Source organism: Mesorhizobium robiniae, assembly GCF_040545535.1.
GTDB lineage: Bacteria > Pseudomonadota > Alphaproteobacteria > Rhizobiales > Rhizobiaceae > Mesorhizobium > Mesorhizobium robiniae.
Window position 1 is genome coordinate 271160 of sequence record NZ_JBEPMC010000004.1, and the last position, 13179, is coordinate 284338.

The 13179-nt window shown below is 63.0% G+C and carries 13 protein-coding genes; 7 read left to right on the forward strand and 6 right to left on the reverse strand.

Features of this window, described 5'->3' with window-relative positions:
• Nucleotides 1–5: 5 nt before the first annotated feature.
• Both ABID19_RS13150 and ABID19_RS13155 read left to right on the forward strand, forming a co-directional pair.
• Entirely contained in the window at nucleotides 6–1106 is a 1101-nt protein-coding gene (locus ABID19_RS13150; RefSeq protein WP_354491041.1) for a FecCD family ABC transporter permease, read from the forward strand.
• Nucleotides 1107–1148: 42 nt separating this feature from the next.
• Complete coding sequence (locus tag ABID19_RS13155; RefSeq protein ID WP_354491043.1) at nucleotides 1149–1937, forward strand: heme ABC transporter ATP-binding protein; 789 nt, start codon at nucleotides 1149–1151, stop codon at nucleotides 1935–1937.
• 154 nt (nucleotides 1938–2091) lie between these two features.
• On the opposite strand, the gene rirA is transcribed toward ABID19_RS13155, so the two are convergent.
• Nucleotides 2092–2553, reverse strand: a complete 462-nt coding sequence (gene rirA / locus ABID19_RS13160; RefSeq protein WP_354491044.1) for an iron-responsive transcriptional regulator RirA — start codon at nucleotides 2551–2553, stop codon at nucleotides 2092–2094.
• Between the two features lie 199 nt (nucleotides 2554–2752).
• Between rirA and ABID19_RS13165 the strand changes: the two genes are divergently transcribed.
• The 3 genes from ABID19_RS13165 to ABID19_RS13175 all read left to right on the forward strand — a co-directional run bounded on the left by ABID19_RS13165 (nucleotide 2753) and on the right by ABID19_RS13175 (nucleotide 5275).
• Nucleotides 2753–4048 carry a DUF445 domain-containing protein gene (locus ABID19_RS13165; RefSeq protein WP_354491045.1) on the forward strand — a complete coding sequence of 432 codons (1296 nt, stop codon included), beginning with the start codon at nucleotides 2753–2755 and terminating at the stop codon, nucleotides 4046–4048.
• A 96-nt stretch (nucleotides 4049–4144) separates the two neighbouring features.
• Nucleotides 4145–4573, forward strand: coding sequence for a phasin family protein (locus tag ABID19_RS13170; protein WP_354491046.1), 429 nt, complete (start codon nucleotides 4145–4147; stop codon nucleotides 4571–4573).
• Nucleotides 4574–4777: 204 nt separating this feature from the next.
• Nucleotides 4778–5275 carry a MaoC family dehydratase gene (locus tag ABID19_RS13175; RefSeq protein WP_354491047.1) on the forward strand — a complete coding sequence of 166 codons (498 nt, stop codon included), beginning with the start codon at nucleotides 4778–4780 and terminating at the stop codon, nucleotides 5273–5275.
• An 11-nt stretch (nucleotides 5276–5286) separates the two neighbouring features.
• On the opposite strand, the gene ABID19_RS13180 is transcribed toward ABID19_RS13175, so the two are convergent.
• On the reverse strand, nucleotides 5287–6690 hold the full coding sequence (locus tag ABID19_RS13180) for an aminotransferase-like domain-containing protein (protein ID WP_354491048.1): 1404 nt from the start codon (nucleotides 6688–6690) through the stop codon (nucleotides 5287–5289).
• A 106-nt stretch (nucleotides 6691–6796) separates the two neighbouring features.
• On the opposite strand from ABID19_RS13180, the gene ABID19_RS13185 reads away from it, so the two are divergent.
• Nucleotides 6797–7660: a DMT family transporter gene (locus ABID19_RS13185; protein WP_354491050.1), complete on the forward strand. Its 864-nt coding sequence runs from the start codon at nucleotides 6797–6799 to the stop codon at nucleotides 7658–7660.
• A 54-nt stretch (nucleotides 7661–7714) separates the two neighbouring features.
• On the opposite strand, the gene ABID19_RS13190 is transcribed toward ABID19_RS13185, so the two are convergent.
• From ABID19_RS13190 to maiA, 3 genes are all read right to left on the reverse strand, one after another.
• On the reverse strand, nucleotides 7715–8641 hold the full coding sequence (locus ABID19_RS13190; RefSeq protein ID WP_354491052.1) for a hypothetical protein: 927 nt from the start codon (nucleotides 8639–8641) through the stop codon (nucleotides 7715–7717).
• A 223-nt stretch (nucleotides 8642–8864) separates the two neighbouring features.
• Nucleotides 8865–9905 carry a zinc-dependent alcohol dehydrogenase family protein gene (locus tag ABID19_RS13195; RefSeq protein ID WP_354491054.1) on the reverse strand — a complete coding sequence of 347 codons (1041 nt, stop codon included), beginning with the start codon at nucleotides 9903–9905 and terminating at the stop codon, nucleotides 8865–8867.
• Between the two features lie 32 nt (nucleotides 9906–9937).
• Nucleotides 9938–10588 (reverse strand): maleylacetoacetate isomerase, encoded by a 651-nt coding sequence (gene maiA / locus ABID19_RS13200; protein WP_354491055.1) that lies wholly within the window; start codon nucleotides 10586–10588, stop codon nucleotides 9938–9940.
• A 113-nt stretch (nucleotides 10589–10701) separates the two neighbouring features.
• On the opposite strand from maiA, the gene ABID19_RS13205 reads away from it, so the two are divergent.
• Nucleotides 10702–11385: a response regulator transcription factor gene (locus tag ABID19_RS13205; protein WP_354491056.1), complete on the forward strand. Its 684-nt coding sequence runs from the start codon at nucleotides 10702–10704 to the stop codon at nucleotides 11383–11385.
• Nucleotides 11386–11837: 452 nt separating this feature from the next.
• Here ABID19_RS13205 and ABID19_RS13210 read toward each other — a convergent pair whose 3' ends face one another.
• Nucleotides 11838–13178: an ATP-binding response regulator gene (locus tag ABID19_RS13210; RefSeq protein ID WP_354491057.1), complete on the reverse strand. Its 1341-nt coding sequence runs from the start codon at nucleotides 13176–13178 to the stop codon at nucleotides 11838–11840.
• Between the last annotated feature and the right edge of the window lies 1 nt (nucleotide 13179).

The following is a 13179-nucleotide window of genomic DNA, read 5'->3' on the forward strand; positions in this document are numbered from 1 at the left end:
TTCCAATGGTGGATCAATCGATCGCTGGTGCGGGCACTATGGCGACAGCATCCGACGGCGACCGTTCGGGGCGGGCGCGCATCGTTATCCTGCTTTTATGCCTGGGACTTGCTGTTGCCGTCCTGTTCTCGCTGACATCAGGCGCGTCCGATGCCTCGGCCGTCAGCGTCATCGGCGACTGGCTGTTGGGTGCAGCACCCGGCAATGAGGCGCTGAGCGCGCGCGACCGCCTGATCGTCTACGATATCCGCCTGCCGCGGGTCATCCTCGGTGTGCTGATCGGGGCAGCACTTGCCGTCTCCGGCGCGGTCATGCAAGGGCTGTTCCGCAACCCGCTGGCAGACCCCGGCCTCATCGGCGTTTCGGCTGGGTCGAGCCTCGGCGCGGTCGCCGTCATCGTGCTTGGCGCCACGGTGCTGGCGCCGATAACTTCGGTGCTGGGCACGCTCGCTCTGCCGCTGGCGGCGTTCTGCGGCGGACTGGCGACGACATTGGTGCTCTACCAGGTCGCCACCAGGCAAGGCCAAACCTCGGTCGCCACCATGCTGCTTGCCGGCATTGCGCTGGCGGCCCTTGCCATGGCGCTGACCGGTATCCTGATCTTCATGGCCGACGACCGGCAGTTGCGCGACCTTACCTTCTGGCAGCTCGGCTCGCTCGCCGGCGCGACGTGGCAGAAGATCGGCTCCGTCGGGCCGATCATCGTGCTGGCGCTGGCGGCAATGCCGTTCCTGGCGCGCGGCCTCAACGCGCTGGCGCTGGGCGAAGCCACCGCCGGCCATCTCGGCATCCCGGTGCAGCGGCTGAAATACACTGCAATCATCGGCGTTTCGGCGGCGGTCGGGGCATCTGTCGCCGTCAGCGGCGGCATCGGCTTTGTCGGCATCGTCGTGCCGCATCTGCTGCGCCTGGCTATCGGGCCGGACAATCGTTACCTGCTGCCGGCCTCGGCCTTGCTCGGCGCTTGCCTGCTGCTGCTGGCCGATGCCGTGGCACGCACCATCGTAGCGCCGGCCGAGCTGCCGATCGGCATCGTCACCGCGATCGCCGGCGCGCCGTTCTTCCTCTGGATCCTGCTGCGTAAGCGTGGCGTCATTGACCTATGAGAGGGGACCTATGCGAGGGTTTTTCATGATCGAAGTGCGGGCATGATCGAAGCGCGAGATGTCTCGGTGGCAATCGGCGGCACGCGTATCGTCGCCAATGTCGATTTCGACATCCGCCCCGGCGAAATCGCGGCCATCGTCGGCCCCAACGGTTCAGGCAAGACGACCTTCCTCAAGGCGTTGTCCGGCGATCTCGCCTATTCGGGAGACGTCACCATCAACGGCCGCGACCTGTCGGCGATGAAGCCGGTCGAGGCGGCCATGCTGCGCGCCGTGCTGCCGCAGGCGACGACATTGTCCTTTCCGTTCACGGTGCGCGAAATCGTTCGGCTCGGCCTGCTCGGCGGGCGGTCGGGCGCGCTGCCCGGCGAGGATGAGCGCCTGCCCGAACGGGCGCTGGCGCGGGTCGATCTCGATGGCTTTGCCGGCCGTTTCTACCAGGAGCTTTCGGGCGGCGAACAACAGCGCGTGCAGTTGGCCCGCGTGCTCTGCCAGGTCTGGGCGCCGGTGCTCGACGGCAAACCGCGCTATCTGTTTCTTGACGAGCCGGTTTCCAGCCTCGATATCAAGCACCAATTGATCATCATGAACATCGCCCGCGATTTTGCCAGACGGGGCGGCGGCGTGGTCGCCATTCTGCACGACCTCAACTTGACGGCCATGTATGCCGACCGGATTTTCGTCATGCACCGCGGCAGGCTTGCTGCCACCGGCTCGCCGCAGGACGTGCTGAGCGACGATCTGATCGAAAAAGTGTTCGATTGCCGGCTGAGGGTCGGCGTTCTGCCGGCCGGTGACATGCCGTTCGTCCTGCCGCAGTCGGTCTATTGATATTCAGGTGATGCCGGCCTGCAAATGGCGGTTTCCTGCGCTTCCGGTACTCACGTACCCAAACGTACGCTCCGTTCCGGTTCTCGGAACCCACCATTTTCGGCTCGGCCTGACCTGAATTTCAACAGACCTATCCCACCGCGATGACCCGGAATCAGGCGGCCGGCGCCCTCTGCACCAGCATGTCGATGCCGAGCAGATGCCGCACATTCGGGCGTGCCGCCACCATGTCGGCGATCGTATGGCGCTCAAGCACGGCGAAGAAGGCGTTGAGCGCCTCGCGCAGCGCCGAATTCAGCGCGCAACTGTCGACCAGCGGACATTCGGCGGCGTCGTTCTCGAAGCACTCGGCCATGGCGAAACTCTCTTCGGTCACGCGTACGACGTCGAACAGGGTGATGGTTTCGGCCGCGCGGCCGAGCCTGACGCCGCCGTTCCTGCCGCGCACTGTCTCGACCAGACCATGCTCGACCAAAGGCTGCAGGATCTTGAAGAGAAAAAGCTCGGACACCGAGTAGGCGGCCGCGATCTCCGGGATGCGGCTCAGCCGATCGGTATTCGCGGCGCAATACATCAGGATGCGCATGGCGTAGTTGGTCTGGCGTGTCAGCCGCATTTTGTCCTCGCGAAGCAGTAGCTCGAGCCCAATATGGCCTATACCTTGGAATAATTCCAGACAAGCACTGCATAATAGATGAATTTTCTTGTCAAGTTTGTGTGCACGTTTTGCAAACCGTAGCCTTGCTTTGGCAGGCATTCGGCTGGGCGGATGCCTAAATTAAGGGTTCGCGAGATCGACCAGGAGCAGCTCATCCATGTCACAATCAGCACCGGCTTTGGCATCCGCCCGGATCGATGCCGACGCGGACGCCAAGCTTTCGGCGCTTCGGCGCACCAAGTTTGTCGCCGCGGCAGCGCTCGCTCTCTGCGTCCTCATCTTTGCCGTGGCCAAGTCGTTCGAGGGCCGCTATCCGTGGCTGGGATTCGTCGCCGCTTTCGCCGAGGCAGCGACGATCGGCGGGCTGGCCGACTGGTATGCGGTGGTGGCGCTGTTCAGACGGCCGCTCGGCCTGCCGATCCCGCACACCGCCATCATTCCGGAGAACCAGAACCGCATCGCCGACAATCTCGGCCGGTTCATCGAGGTTAATTTCCTGGCGCCGGAGCCGGTTCGCGAAAAGCTCGCCGAGGTCGACTTTTCCGCGCTCGTTGCGGATTGGCTGGCCGACCCCAACCGCGCCGCCGATCTGTCGCATTTCGTCGGCCGGCTGGTGCCGCAGACGCTGGCGGCGGTCGGGCAATCCGGCCTGCGCGGCTTCGTCACCAGCCGCATGCTGGAGCAGATCGAAAAGGTGCCGCTGGCGCCGCTCGCTGCCGAGCTGCTGTCGGCCCTGACCGACGACCGCCGCCACCAAAGGCTGTTCGACGAATTCACCAAGGTCGTCGGCCGCTTCCTGAGCGACGAGCAGGCGCTGGCGACGATGCGCGAGAAGATCCGCGAGGAACTGCCGTCGCTGTTCAATCTGTTTCGCGCCGATGCCTATCTGCTGAAGAAGATCGTCGCTTCCGCCGGGTCCCTGCTCGACGAGGTGAGGGCCGATCCCGATCACCCGATGCGCGCCGAATTCGACAGTTTCGTCCAGGCCTTCGTCGAGCGGCTGAGGACGTCCAAGCAATACGCCAAGCGCGCCGAGAAACTGAAGCGCGATTTTCTCGCCAGGCCAGAGCTGAAGGCGCTGGCCGGCGATATGTGGGAAAGCCTCAGCCTGTTCATCGAGCAGGACACCAAAGCGCCGGACTCGATGATCCGCGCGCATCTCGCCAACATGTTCGTCGAGGTCGGCCGCCATCTTGCCAGCGACGCGCAGATCAGGGCCGACATGAACCAGGGTTTCGTCGTGGCGCTGTCCTCCTTCGTCGAAAGCCAGAAGAGCGGCGTCTCGAAATTCATCGCCGATCAGGTCAAGCGCTGGGACCTTGCCCAGCTCACCAGGCTGATCGAAATGAACATTGGCAGGGACCTGCAATATATCCGCTTCAACGGCATGGTCATCGGCGGCCTTGCCGGCCTCGTGCTCCATACGGTGGAATTGCTGTTCCTCGTTGGCTGAGGGCGATCTATTGCGCCTCCGAATGGACCGCGAAGCGCCAGTGCCCTATTCTTCTCCTCGGGTGCCGCACTCGCAGCAACAGGGGAGAGAACCACAATGGCAAAGCAACCGGATTCCGGGTCTTTCATCGACATGTTTGGCCGGTTCGGCCGCGACCTGAAGTTGCCGAACGTCGATGTCGAGGCGATCCTCAACCATCATCGCAAGAACCTCGAAGCGCTGGAAAAATCAGCCAGGGCAGGTGCCGCGGGAGCGTCGTCGCTGTTTTCCAGACAACGCGAGATGCTGCAGGACACGCTGCACGAAATCGCCGACATGGCGCAGAGCTACAGGGCGCCGGGCGATCCCAGGGAGTTGATGGCCAAGCAAGCGGCGTTCGCCAGGAAATCGTTCGAGACCACGTTGAAGAATGCCGGCGAGGTGGCCGAACTGGCCAGGAAATCCGGCACCGAATCGATCGAGATCCTGCGCGACCGCATCAAGGAGGCGATGGAGGAAATCCGTACCGGCTACGATAAGAAGTAGGCTGTTCCCAAGCCAGACGGACTTTTCTCCCGTTGTCCGGCTCCTGAAAGTCGTATTGTTGATTCTCGGTTCGGCCGAGGCACACTGACGCGATACGGCCGAGGTACCGCAGCGGAACGCACGGAGCGAATTGACAGAGGCGGCCGGTTCGTGGTCCGGAGGCAGGGCAAGTGATCGGGAAAGCAGGCGATCGGGAAAGCAGGAATGACGCAAACACGGCTGACGACGCCGCCGACCTACGAGCAGCTCCGGACGATGACAGGGCAGGAGCTTGGCGTGTCGGACTGGACGACGGTCGACCAGAGCCGCATCGACCAGTTCGCCGAATGCACGGGCGACCGGCAGTGGATCCATGTCGATCCAGAGCGGGCGAGGCGGCAAAGCCCATTCCGCACCACCATCGCGCATGGCTATCTGACGCTGTCGATCATCGGCGCGCTGGCGCTCGACATGGGCATCGTCCCCGAAAATACGCAAGCTGCCTTCAACTATGGCTTCGACAAGGTGCGATTCCTGGCGCCGGTCAAGGCCGGCGCTCGCATCAGGCTGCGCATCACGCTTTTATCCATGGAGGACAAGGGCCCAGGCCAGTATCTGATGAAGGCCGCCAACATCGTCGAGATCGAAGGTGAGCAGAAGCCGGCTCTGACGGCCGAAACGCTCGTCATGCTCTATGAGCGCCGGAGGCGGGCAGGAGCCTGAAACAATTCAGATCAACGCGACATCGCTGTTTCGAGCGTTCTGAAAATTCTCTCGTCTGCCGACTGCGCAACGTTGAAGCGCAGGAAACGGCTGGCTGTCTGGGACAGGCTGAACGCGTTGCCGGGCGCCAGCACGATATTGTCCGCCAAGGCGTGGCGGGCCATTTCAGCCGCATCCACGCCGTCCGGCAGGCTGCACCACAAGAACATGCCGGCCGGCTGGTCGATCCAAGGCGTGATGCCGATCGCCTTCAGCCGCGTGCTTGTCTCAGCCATGGCACGTGAAAGCCGCGTGCGGAGCAAATCGACGTGCTTGCGATAGAGACCGTCCTTCAGCAGTGTCAGCACCAGTTCGGAGGCAAGCCTGCCGCTGCCGAAGGACGTAGCGATCTTGAGGTCGGTCAGCCTGTCCATCCAGTCGCGCGGCGCAGCGATGAATCCGCAGCGCACCGACGCCGAAAGCGTCTTGGAGAAGCTGCCGATATGAACGACGCGACCAAGACCGTCGAACGCCGCCAGCCTGGGCGCGGGCGTGTGTTCGAAGTCGGCAAAGATATCGTCTTCGATGATCGTCAGGTCCGATTGGTGGGCGAGCTTGAGCAATCGATGGGCGACGACCGGCGACAGAATTGCACCCGTTGGATTGTGAAGTGCGGAATTGGTGATGTAGAGGCGCGGCCGGTGCTCGATCAGCGCCTGCGCAAACAGCTCGATATCCGGCCCCGACGGCGTATAGGGAACGCCGACCACCTTGGCCCGGTGGGCGCGCAACAGGGCATGGAAGTTGAAATAGCAGGGATCGTCCACCAGCACCGTGTCGCCGGGTTCGAGCAGGAACCGGCACAGGAGGTCGATGGCCTGGGTGCCGGATTCCGTCAGCATGATCTGGCCGGGAGATGCCTCGATGCCATGCTCCGCCATGCGCCGTGCGAGCAGATGACGCAGCGGCGGCAGCCCGAGCGGGGTGCCGTAATCGGTCAGCGTGACATCATCGCCGCGTGCCATAGTCCGCAGTGCCCGGCGCAATCCAGCCTCCGGCATCCACGAGGCAGGCAACCAGCCGCAGCCGGGTTTGAGCACATCGTCGCCGGCTTCCAATGACTGGCGCGAAACCCAGAGCGGATCGACAGCCCGATCAAGCCTGGGGCCGATCTCGGCCAGCGACAAGGGAGCCAGCGGCCCGGCGGCATAAAAACCCGAACCTGGACGCGAGCGGATGATGCCCTCCGCCGCAAGACGCTCATAGGCTTCGACCACGGTGGATTTGGAAACCTGCATGGTCTTCGCGAAAGCCCGGATCGACGGCAGTCGTGTTCCCGGCGTCAGGCTGCGCGCGGCGATCCTCTGCCTGATCGTCGCCATGACGCTCTCGACCAGCGTCCCATTGCCCTGAGTTGCTGTTGCCTGTTCATCCATCCGTACTGCTCAGCCTGCCATGACAGTTTCGCTAAATTGTACCTCATTGTCTCTGGTGGCGCCATATGTCCGGCCCGATAGAGGGCGAGAACATCAGGAGCATGCGATGGACAAGGTGGCGGGTGGCTGGATCAACGGATTCGTAGGCGTGCTGATTTTCAGCGGATCGCTTCCGGCAACGCGTGTTGCGGTGATGGATTTCGATCCGACCTTCCTAACGGTCGCCCGTGCTGCCACAGCGGGCATACTCGGCCTCGCGCTTCTGCTCATTTTCCGCCAGAAGCGTCCGGAGCGGCAGGATTTGTTGTCGCTGGCCATCGTGGCGCTCGGCGTCGTGGTCGGCTTTCCCTTGCTGACAGCGTTGGCGCTCAAGCATATCACCTCGGCCCATTCCATCATCTTCGTCGGCCTGTTGCCGCTGGCGACCGCGATCTTCGGCGTCATCCGCGGCGGCGATCGGCCCAAACCGGCTTTCTGGCTGTTTTCGTGCCTTGGCAGCGCCCTTGTTGCCGGATTTGCGGCGACGCAAGGCGTTTCGGCTTCGCCGGTTGGCGACACGCTGATGCTGGGCGCAATCATCCTGTGCGGACTGGGTTACGCGGAAGGAGCCACGCTGTCGCGCAAACTTGGCGGCTGGCAGGTGATCTCATGGGCGCTGGTGTTGTCGCTGCCGGTCATGCTGGCCCTGACGCTCATCATGATGCCACCGTCGCTCGAAAGCGTCGGCAACGCCGCCTGGATCGGACTGGCCTACGTCTCGCTGTTCAGCATGCTGATCGGCTTTGTGTTCTGGTATCGCGGACTGGCGCAAGGCGGCATCGCTGCGGTCGGACAGTTGCAGCTTCTCCAGCCTTTCTTCGGCCTCGGCCTGGCGGCAATGCTGCTGCACGAGCAGGTCAGTTCCGCCATGATCGCCGTCGCCGCTGCCGTGGTGCTTTGCGTGGCCGGCGCGAAGAGATATGCGAAATAGGCGGCTGCTTGGATGCAGCAGTTGAGGCGTTGTCTTGAGCGCGCCTAGGCGCGCTCAGCCTGTTCGCAGCGTTGACCGTAACCTGTCATATGTTGGCGCAAGTGTTCGCAGCGCAGCGGCGGCTGCCGCGTCGTCGCCAACGACCAACGGGTGCTGAGTCGAGCCAATCAGCTGGGCCTGTTCGGCCGCGATTCGCGAGGCTTCGGTGTATCCGGCTCGCGCCAAGCAGGTCGCGGCATCTGCAACACGGCGAGCGCCAACCCGGATCGCAAAGTGGATCAGATGGCCACGCAGTTCCTCGCCACAGCCGTTTTCGATGAGCGCGGCGAGACCTTCAGCGGCTTCGCCGTTGCCGAGACTTCCAGCTGGCATGTTGTGATCACCGCACATCGATAGCCACTGGATGGCGGTGGGGATCGACGCCTTTATGGCTTCAATATCGGATACTTTCGCGAACTGACTGAAGCCAGTGCGCATCGTATAGGGCGTACCGTAGTCGATCGTCTCGGCTCGCCAGGCCGCTACGAAGTCCGACAGCGGCAGAGAAGTATACGGATAGCCCTGGGGGTCGTGCATGAGAACACGGTCGTCGACCACATCGAGGACGACGACATAATGATCCGCCCCGATCGGCCCCGTCTTGCCCGGTTGATGCGACAGGTGTCCCATCTCGACCGGGCCGATCCATACCGGACCATCCGCAAGGGAGACCCGCAAGCGGGCGAGGGCGTCTGTGGCATTGCTGCCGCTAACCACCGAGGACGTCCAGCCGAGCGCGGTCAATGCCGCGTCAAAACCTGCCTCGGGCGTCCAGCCATAGGGGTCGAAGAACGGCAACGTGCCGCCGATCAGCTGCATGCCAAATGGGCTGCCTGTAGCGATCTCAATGACTGCCGTGGGCGGCGCATCGGCTCCAAACATCATCGCAAACGAGTTCGCGTAGCAGTACGGACCAGAGCCGGTGTAGGGAACGTGCGTCATCTTGCTGTCTCTCACCAAAATTTCGGAACGAGACATAACAAAGGGGGCAAATTCACGAAAATTGTCAATCTGGAACCGGCTCTGAGTCGCCCGAAACTAAGTGAGAGCGCCCCGCCTGAACTCGATGACCTGAAGAGGTGGAACAGTGCCTTTCCGTGTTCGCAAGAAGCTTGAAAATCAACGTGAAGGAGTGCCTTTCTGGCGTCGAAGAACAGTCTGCTCTTTAGAACCTAGTCACCACGCCGATGCCGATGCCTTCGAAGCCGCCCATCGCCATCAAGGCCGCGGGCGCTTCGTCGAGGCTGATCCGCTTGCCGACAAGCAGTTCAGGCTTCAGCTTGCCGGTGCGGATCATCTCCATCATCGCCTGGTAACGGTAGGCCTGCATGCCGTGGCTGCCGCGGATTTCGAGCTCGAAGGCGATCACCTTGTCCATCGGTATCTGCGGTCTGGCATGTTCGCCGAGCATCAGGCCGACCTGCACATGGCGGCCGCGCCGGCGCAGGTTCGCGATCGAGTTGAACGAGGTACTGGAGTGGCCGAGCGCGTCCATCGACATATGCGCGCCGCCATTGGTGATCTGTTTGACCGCCTTGACCACATTCGGTGTCTTTGAGGCGTTGATCGTCGCCACCGCGCCGATCTTGCTGGCGAAGGCCAGCTTCTCGTCGGTCAGGTCGATGGCAATCACGTTGGCGCCCATGGCGCTGGCGATCATGATCGCCGACAGGCCGACGCCGCCGCAGCCATGCACGGCCACCCATTCGCCTGGCGTCACCCGACCCTGGTCGACAATGGCACGGAACGAAGTGACGAAGCGGCAGCCGAGGCTGGCGGCGGTAGCGAATTCCATCTCGTCCGGCAAGCGGACCAGATTGGTGTCGGCATGGTCGATGGCGACATATTCGGCGAATGAGCCCCAGGCGGTGAAGCCGGGCTGGGACTGGTGCTCGCAGACCTGATGGTTGCCCGAACTGCATTCGAAGCAGTGGCCGCAGCCGACGGCGAACGGCACGGTGACACGCTCGCCGGCCTTCCAGCGGGTCACCTGGCTACCGGCGGCCACCACGACGCCGGCCAACTCGTGGCCGGGCACGTGCGGCAGGCTGATGCCGTCGTCATGGCCCATCCAGCCATGCCAGTCGCTGCGGCAGAGCCCGGTCGCCTCGACCTTGATGACAACGCCGTCCAGTGCCGGCTCCGGATCGGGAACGGTCTGGATCGTCGGCGTTTCGCCGAATTTTTCGAAGACGACGGCTTTCATCGGCAATTCCTCATGCTTCAATCCAACTTGCTCTATTCGGCATCGATCTGGTTCTCGGGCGCCGCCTTTTGGAAGGCCGGCAGCGCCATGCAGGCGGCGTGGATGCGTGTGATCGTCGGGTAGGGCGCCATCTCGACGCCGAAACGGGCGTTGCTGGTGACTTGTGCGACCAGACAGATGTCGGCCAGCCCCGGCGTGTCGCCGTGACAGAATGTCCCGGTTTCGGGCGAGGAAGCCAGAATCTTTTCAAGTGGCTGGAAGCCTTCGTTCACCCAGTGCCGGAACCAGTTGACGACGTCCTCGTCGCCGGCGCCGAACAGCGTGCGCAGCGAAGTCAGCACGCGCAGATTGTTCACCGGATGGATGTCGCAGGCGATCATCTGCGCCAGCATCCTGACGCGGGCCCGGCCAAGCGCCTCCTGCGGCAAAAGCGGCGGTTCGGGCCTTGTCTCATCGAGAAATTCGATGATCGCCAGCGACTGCGTCAGCAGCGTGCCGTCGCCCAGGATCAGTGCCGGCACCAGCCCTTGCGGATTGACCGAGAGATAGGCGGGCTCCAGATGCTCGCCGTGCCGAAGATGATGCGGCACATATTGGTAGGTCAGGCCCTTCATCTCCAGCGCGATCCGCACCCGGTAGGAGGTGGAGGAGCGGTAGTAATTATGAAGGACGAGGTCGCTCATTCCCGCACATTCGACCGATTTGGCCGACCGGGCAAGGTATGGATGTACTATTTGCCAATAATCTGGCCATGGTCGCTGGGCTATTCTATCCTGCCTGAACTGAAACGAATGCCATGACCGCAGTCAACGATCGCGCCCGGTTTCTGATCATCGACGACCACCCGCTGTTTCGCGAGGCGCTGCACAGCGCCGTGCAAATGGCCTATCCGGACGTCGACACTGTCGAGGCGCGTTCGATCACCGAGGCATTTGAGCTTCTAGCGGATGCTAAGCCATTCGATCTCGCACTGCTCGACCTCAGCATGCCCGACGTGCATGGCTTCGACGGGCTGCTGCAGCTTCGGACCCGCTATCCGCGTCTGCCGGTGGTTATCGTTTCGGGGCATGAGGAGCCCAAGATCATTTCCGAGGCGCTGTCCTATGGCGCGGCCGGTTTCATCCCGAAATCGGCGCGCAAGAGCGATCTGGCCGCCGCCATCCGCTCGGTGATGGAGGGTGCGATCTACGTGCCCGAAACCTATGAAGGCCAGCCGCCGGACGCCGAGAGCACCGACCGCGCCGAGATGGTGCAGCGCCTCGCCAAACTGACGCCGCAGCAATTGCGGGTGCTGCAGATGCTGCGCCAGGGCTTGCTCAACAAGCAGATCGCCTACGAGCTGCAGGTCGGCGAGACCACTGTTAAGGCGCATGTCTCCGAGATCCTGCGCAAGCTCAACGTCTACAGCCGGACGCAAGCCGTCATCGAGGTTTCGAAGCTCGACAGTGCCGAGCTGTTTCGCGGCCAGGCAGGGTTTTAGGCGGCGCCGGCTGCGGACAGGCGTTCCGCTACAAACCACGAAAGCCGAGTTCTTGCGGTCGATGACGTCGAGCGCGCCTGCCGTGCCGGCCACCGCAAACGTTGGGAATTTGGCCCAGCTTCGTCATCCCTGGGCGGAGCAGGAGCGAAGCTCCGTCGCGGAGACCCTGGGATCCATGCCGTAACCTGGGTCGAAAAATGCAGCGGAACTGAATTCTGCACCGCGGCAGCGCTCGGAAATCGCGGCATGGATCCTCGGGTCTGCGCTGCGTCGCTACGCTCCTTGCTCCGCCCGTGGATGACGAAGTGATAGGCGTTTTCAGCCAGTCTCCGGAACATGCGATCTGCCTACGTAAGCGCTGTCCGACCTGTCGAATTAGCCCGCCGTGAATTACGGTGACAGTGCACCATTTTTCCTGGCGCTCGCGGTCTTCTGCCGGTGTCTTTGGGGGATCAAGCCAGCAAATGCGCCAGCAGCGCGCGCAGTTGTGCCGGTTTTAGCGGCTTGCGCATCAGCTCGATGCCGGCGGCGCGGGCGGCTTTGGCAACGGTCTCCGAACCGTCGGCGGTGACGATCAGCGCCGGCACGGCGCGGCTGAGATAATCGCGGACCTCGGCAATCGTCGTGGTGCCGAGATCACCGCCGTCGAGATGCTGATCGGCTATGACGATGTCCGGCACCCAGTCCGTATCGCCAAGCATGTCGAGCGCAGCATCGGTCGAGGTGGCGGGGCGCACCAGGCATTGCCAGCGCTCGAGCAGGGATGTCATCGCCTGCAGCACCTCGACGTCGTTCTCGACCAGCAGCACCTTTGTGCCGAACAGCCCATAGCCGCGCGGCCGCTCCATCTCGGCGGTGCTGGCAATTGCATCGGCTGTGGCGCCGATCCCGACCGGAACGTCGATATGGAAGATCGTGCCGTGACCGACCTTTGACGAAAACGTCACGGGATGGCCGAGTGCGGCAGCGATACGGCGCACGATGGCCAGGCCTAGTCCCAGCCCGCCGCCGGCAAGCCCGGCATCGGTCGGAATTGTGCCGCGGTGGAATTCCTCGAACACCGCCTCGCGCTGGTCGTCGGGAATGCCGCAGCCGGTATCGGCGACATCGATACGGATCGTATCGCCGCGATGCCTGGTGCCAACCAGCACGCCGCCGGAGCGGGTATAGCGCAGCGCGTTGGAAAGGATGTTCTGCAGGATGCGGCGCAGCAAGGTGCGGTCGGAGCGCACGACGGCGTTGACAGGCCGAAACTTCAGCGTCAGGCCCTTCATCTTCGCGATCGGCTGAAAATCCGAACGCAGCGACGAAAACAGCGTCTCCAGGCTGACGTCGCCGATATCGGGCTGCACGACGCCGGCGTCGAGCTTGGAAATGTCGAGCAGGGTGCGGAGCAGATCCTCCATCGTCTCCAGCGACCGCTCGACCTGCCGGACCAGTTTCTTGCCTTCGTCGCTGGTCTGGACCTCGGCCAGCGCCGAGACGGAGAGATGCGCGGCGTTGAGCGGCTGCAGAACGTCGTGGCTGGCGGCTGCCAGGAACCTGGTCTTGGACAGGTTCGCCAGTTCGGCGTTTTCCTTGGCCGCGCTCAGATCGATGTTCGACTGTTCAAGCCGGCGCAAGGTCGAATGCAGTTCCTCGGTGCGCGTGCGCACTCGATTTTCGAGCGAGATCGCGGTCTGGAACAGTGAGAACGCGTTGCCCTGCTGTTCCATCGACCGCTCGACACGGCTGACAAGGGCTGCGTTGATCTTCTTCAGCTTCTCCAGGTCGTTGATGTCCCTGAGCGGCATA

Excerpts from the sequence above, each read along its gene's own strand:
- ABID19_RS13210 (WP_354491057.1), bottom strand. The coding sequence starts at position 13,178 with ATGCCGCTCAGGGACATCAACGACCTGGAGAAGCTGAAGAAGATCAAC.
- ABID19_RS13170 (WP_354491046.1), top strand. The coding sequence starts at position 4,145 with ATGGCAAAGCAACCGGATTCCGGGTCTTTCATCGACATGTTTGGCCGG.
- maiA (WP_354491055.1), bottom strand. The coding sequence starts at position 10,588 with ATGAGCGACCTCGTCCTTCATAATTACTACCGCTCCTCCACCTCCTAC.
- ABID19_RS13195 (WP_354491054.1), bottom strand. The coding sequence starts at position 9,905 with ATGAAAGCCGTCGTCTTCGAAAAATTCGGCGAAACGCCGACGATCCAG.
- rirA (WP_354491044.1), bottom strand. The coding sequence starts at position 2,553 with ATGCGGCTGACACGCCAGACCAACTACGCCATGCGCATCCTGATGTAT.
- ABID19_RS13205 (WP_354491056.1), top strand. The coding sequence starts at position 10,702 with ATGACCGCAGTCAACGATCGCGCCCGGTTTCTGATCATCGACGACCAC.
- ABID19_RS13155 (WP_354491043.1), top strand. The coding sequence starts at position 1,149 with ATGATCGAAGCGCGAGATGTCTCGGTGGCAATCGGCGGCACGCGTATC.
- ABID19_RS13150 (WP_354491041.1), top strand. The coding sequence starts at position 6 with ATGGTGGATCAATCGATCGCTGGTGCGGGCACTATGGCGACAGCATCC.
- ABID19_RS13180 (WP_354491048.1), bottom strand. The coding sequence starts at position 6,690 with ATGGATGAACAGGCAACAGCAACTCAGGGCAATGGGACGCTGGTCGAG.
- ABID19_RS13185 (WP_354491050.1), top strand. The coding sequence starts at position 6,797 with ATGGACAAGGTGGCGGGTGGCTGGATCAACGGATTCGTAGGCGTGCTG.
- ABID19_RS13165 (WP_354491045.1), top strand. The coding sequence starts at position 2,753 with ATGTCACAATCAGCACCGGCTTTGGCATCCGCCCGGATCGATGCCGAC.
- ABID19_RS13190 (WP_354491052.1), bottom strand. The coding sequence starts at position 8,641 with ATGACGCACGTTCCCTACACCGGCTCTGGTCCGTACTGCTACGCGAAC.
- ABID19_RS13175 (WP_354491047.1), top strand. The coding sequence starts at position 4,778 with ATGACGCAAACACGGCTGACGACGCCGCCGACCTACGAGCAGCTCCGG.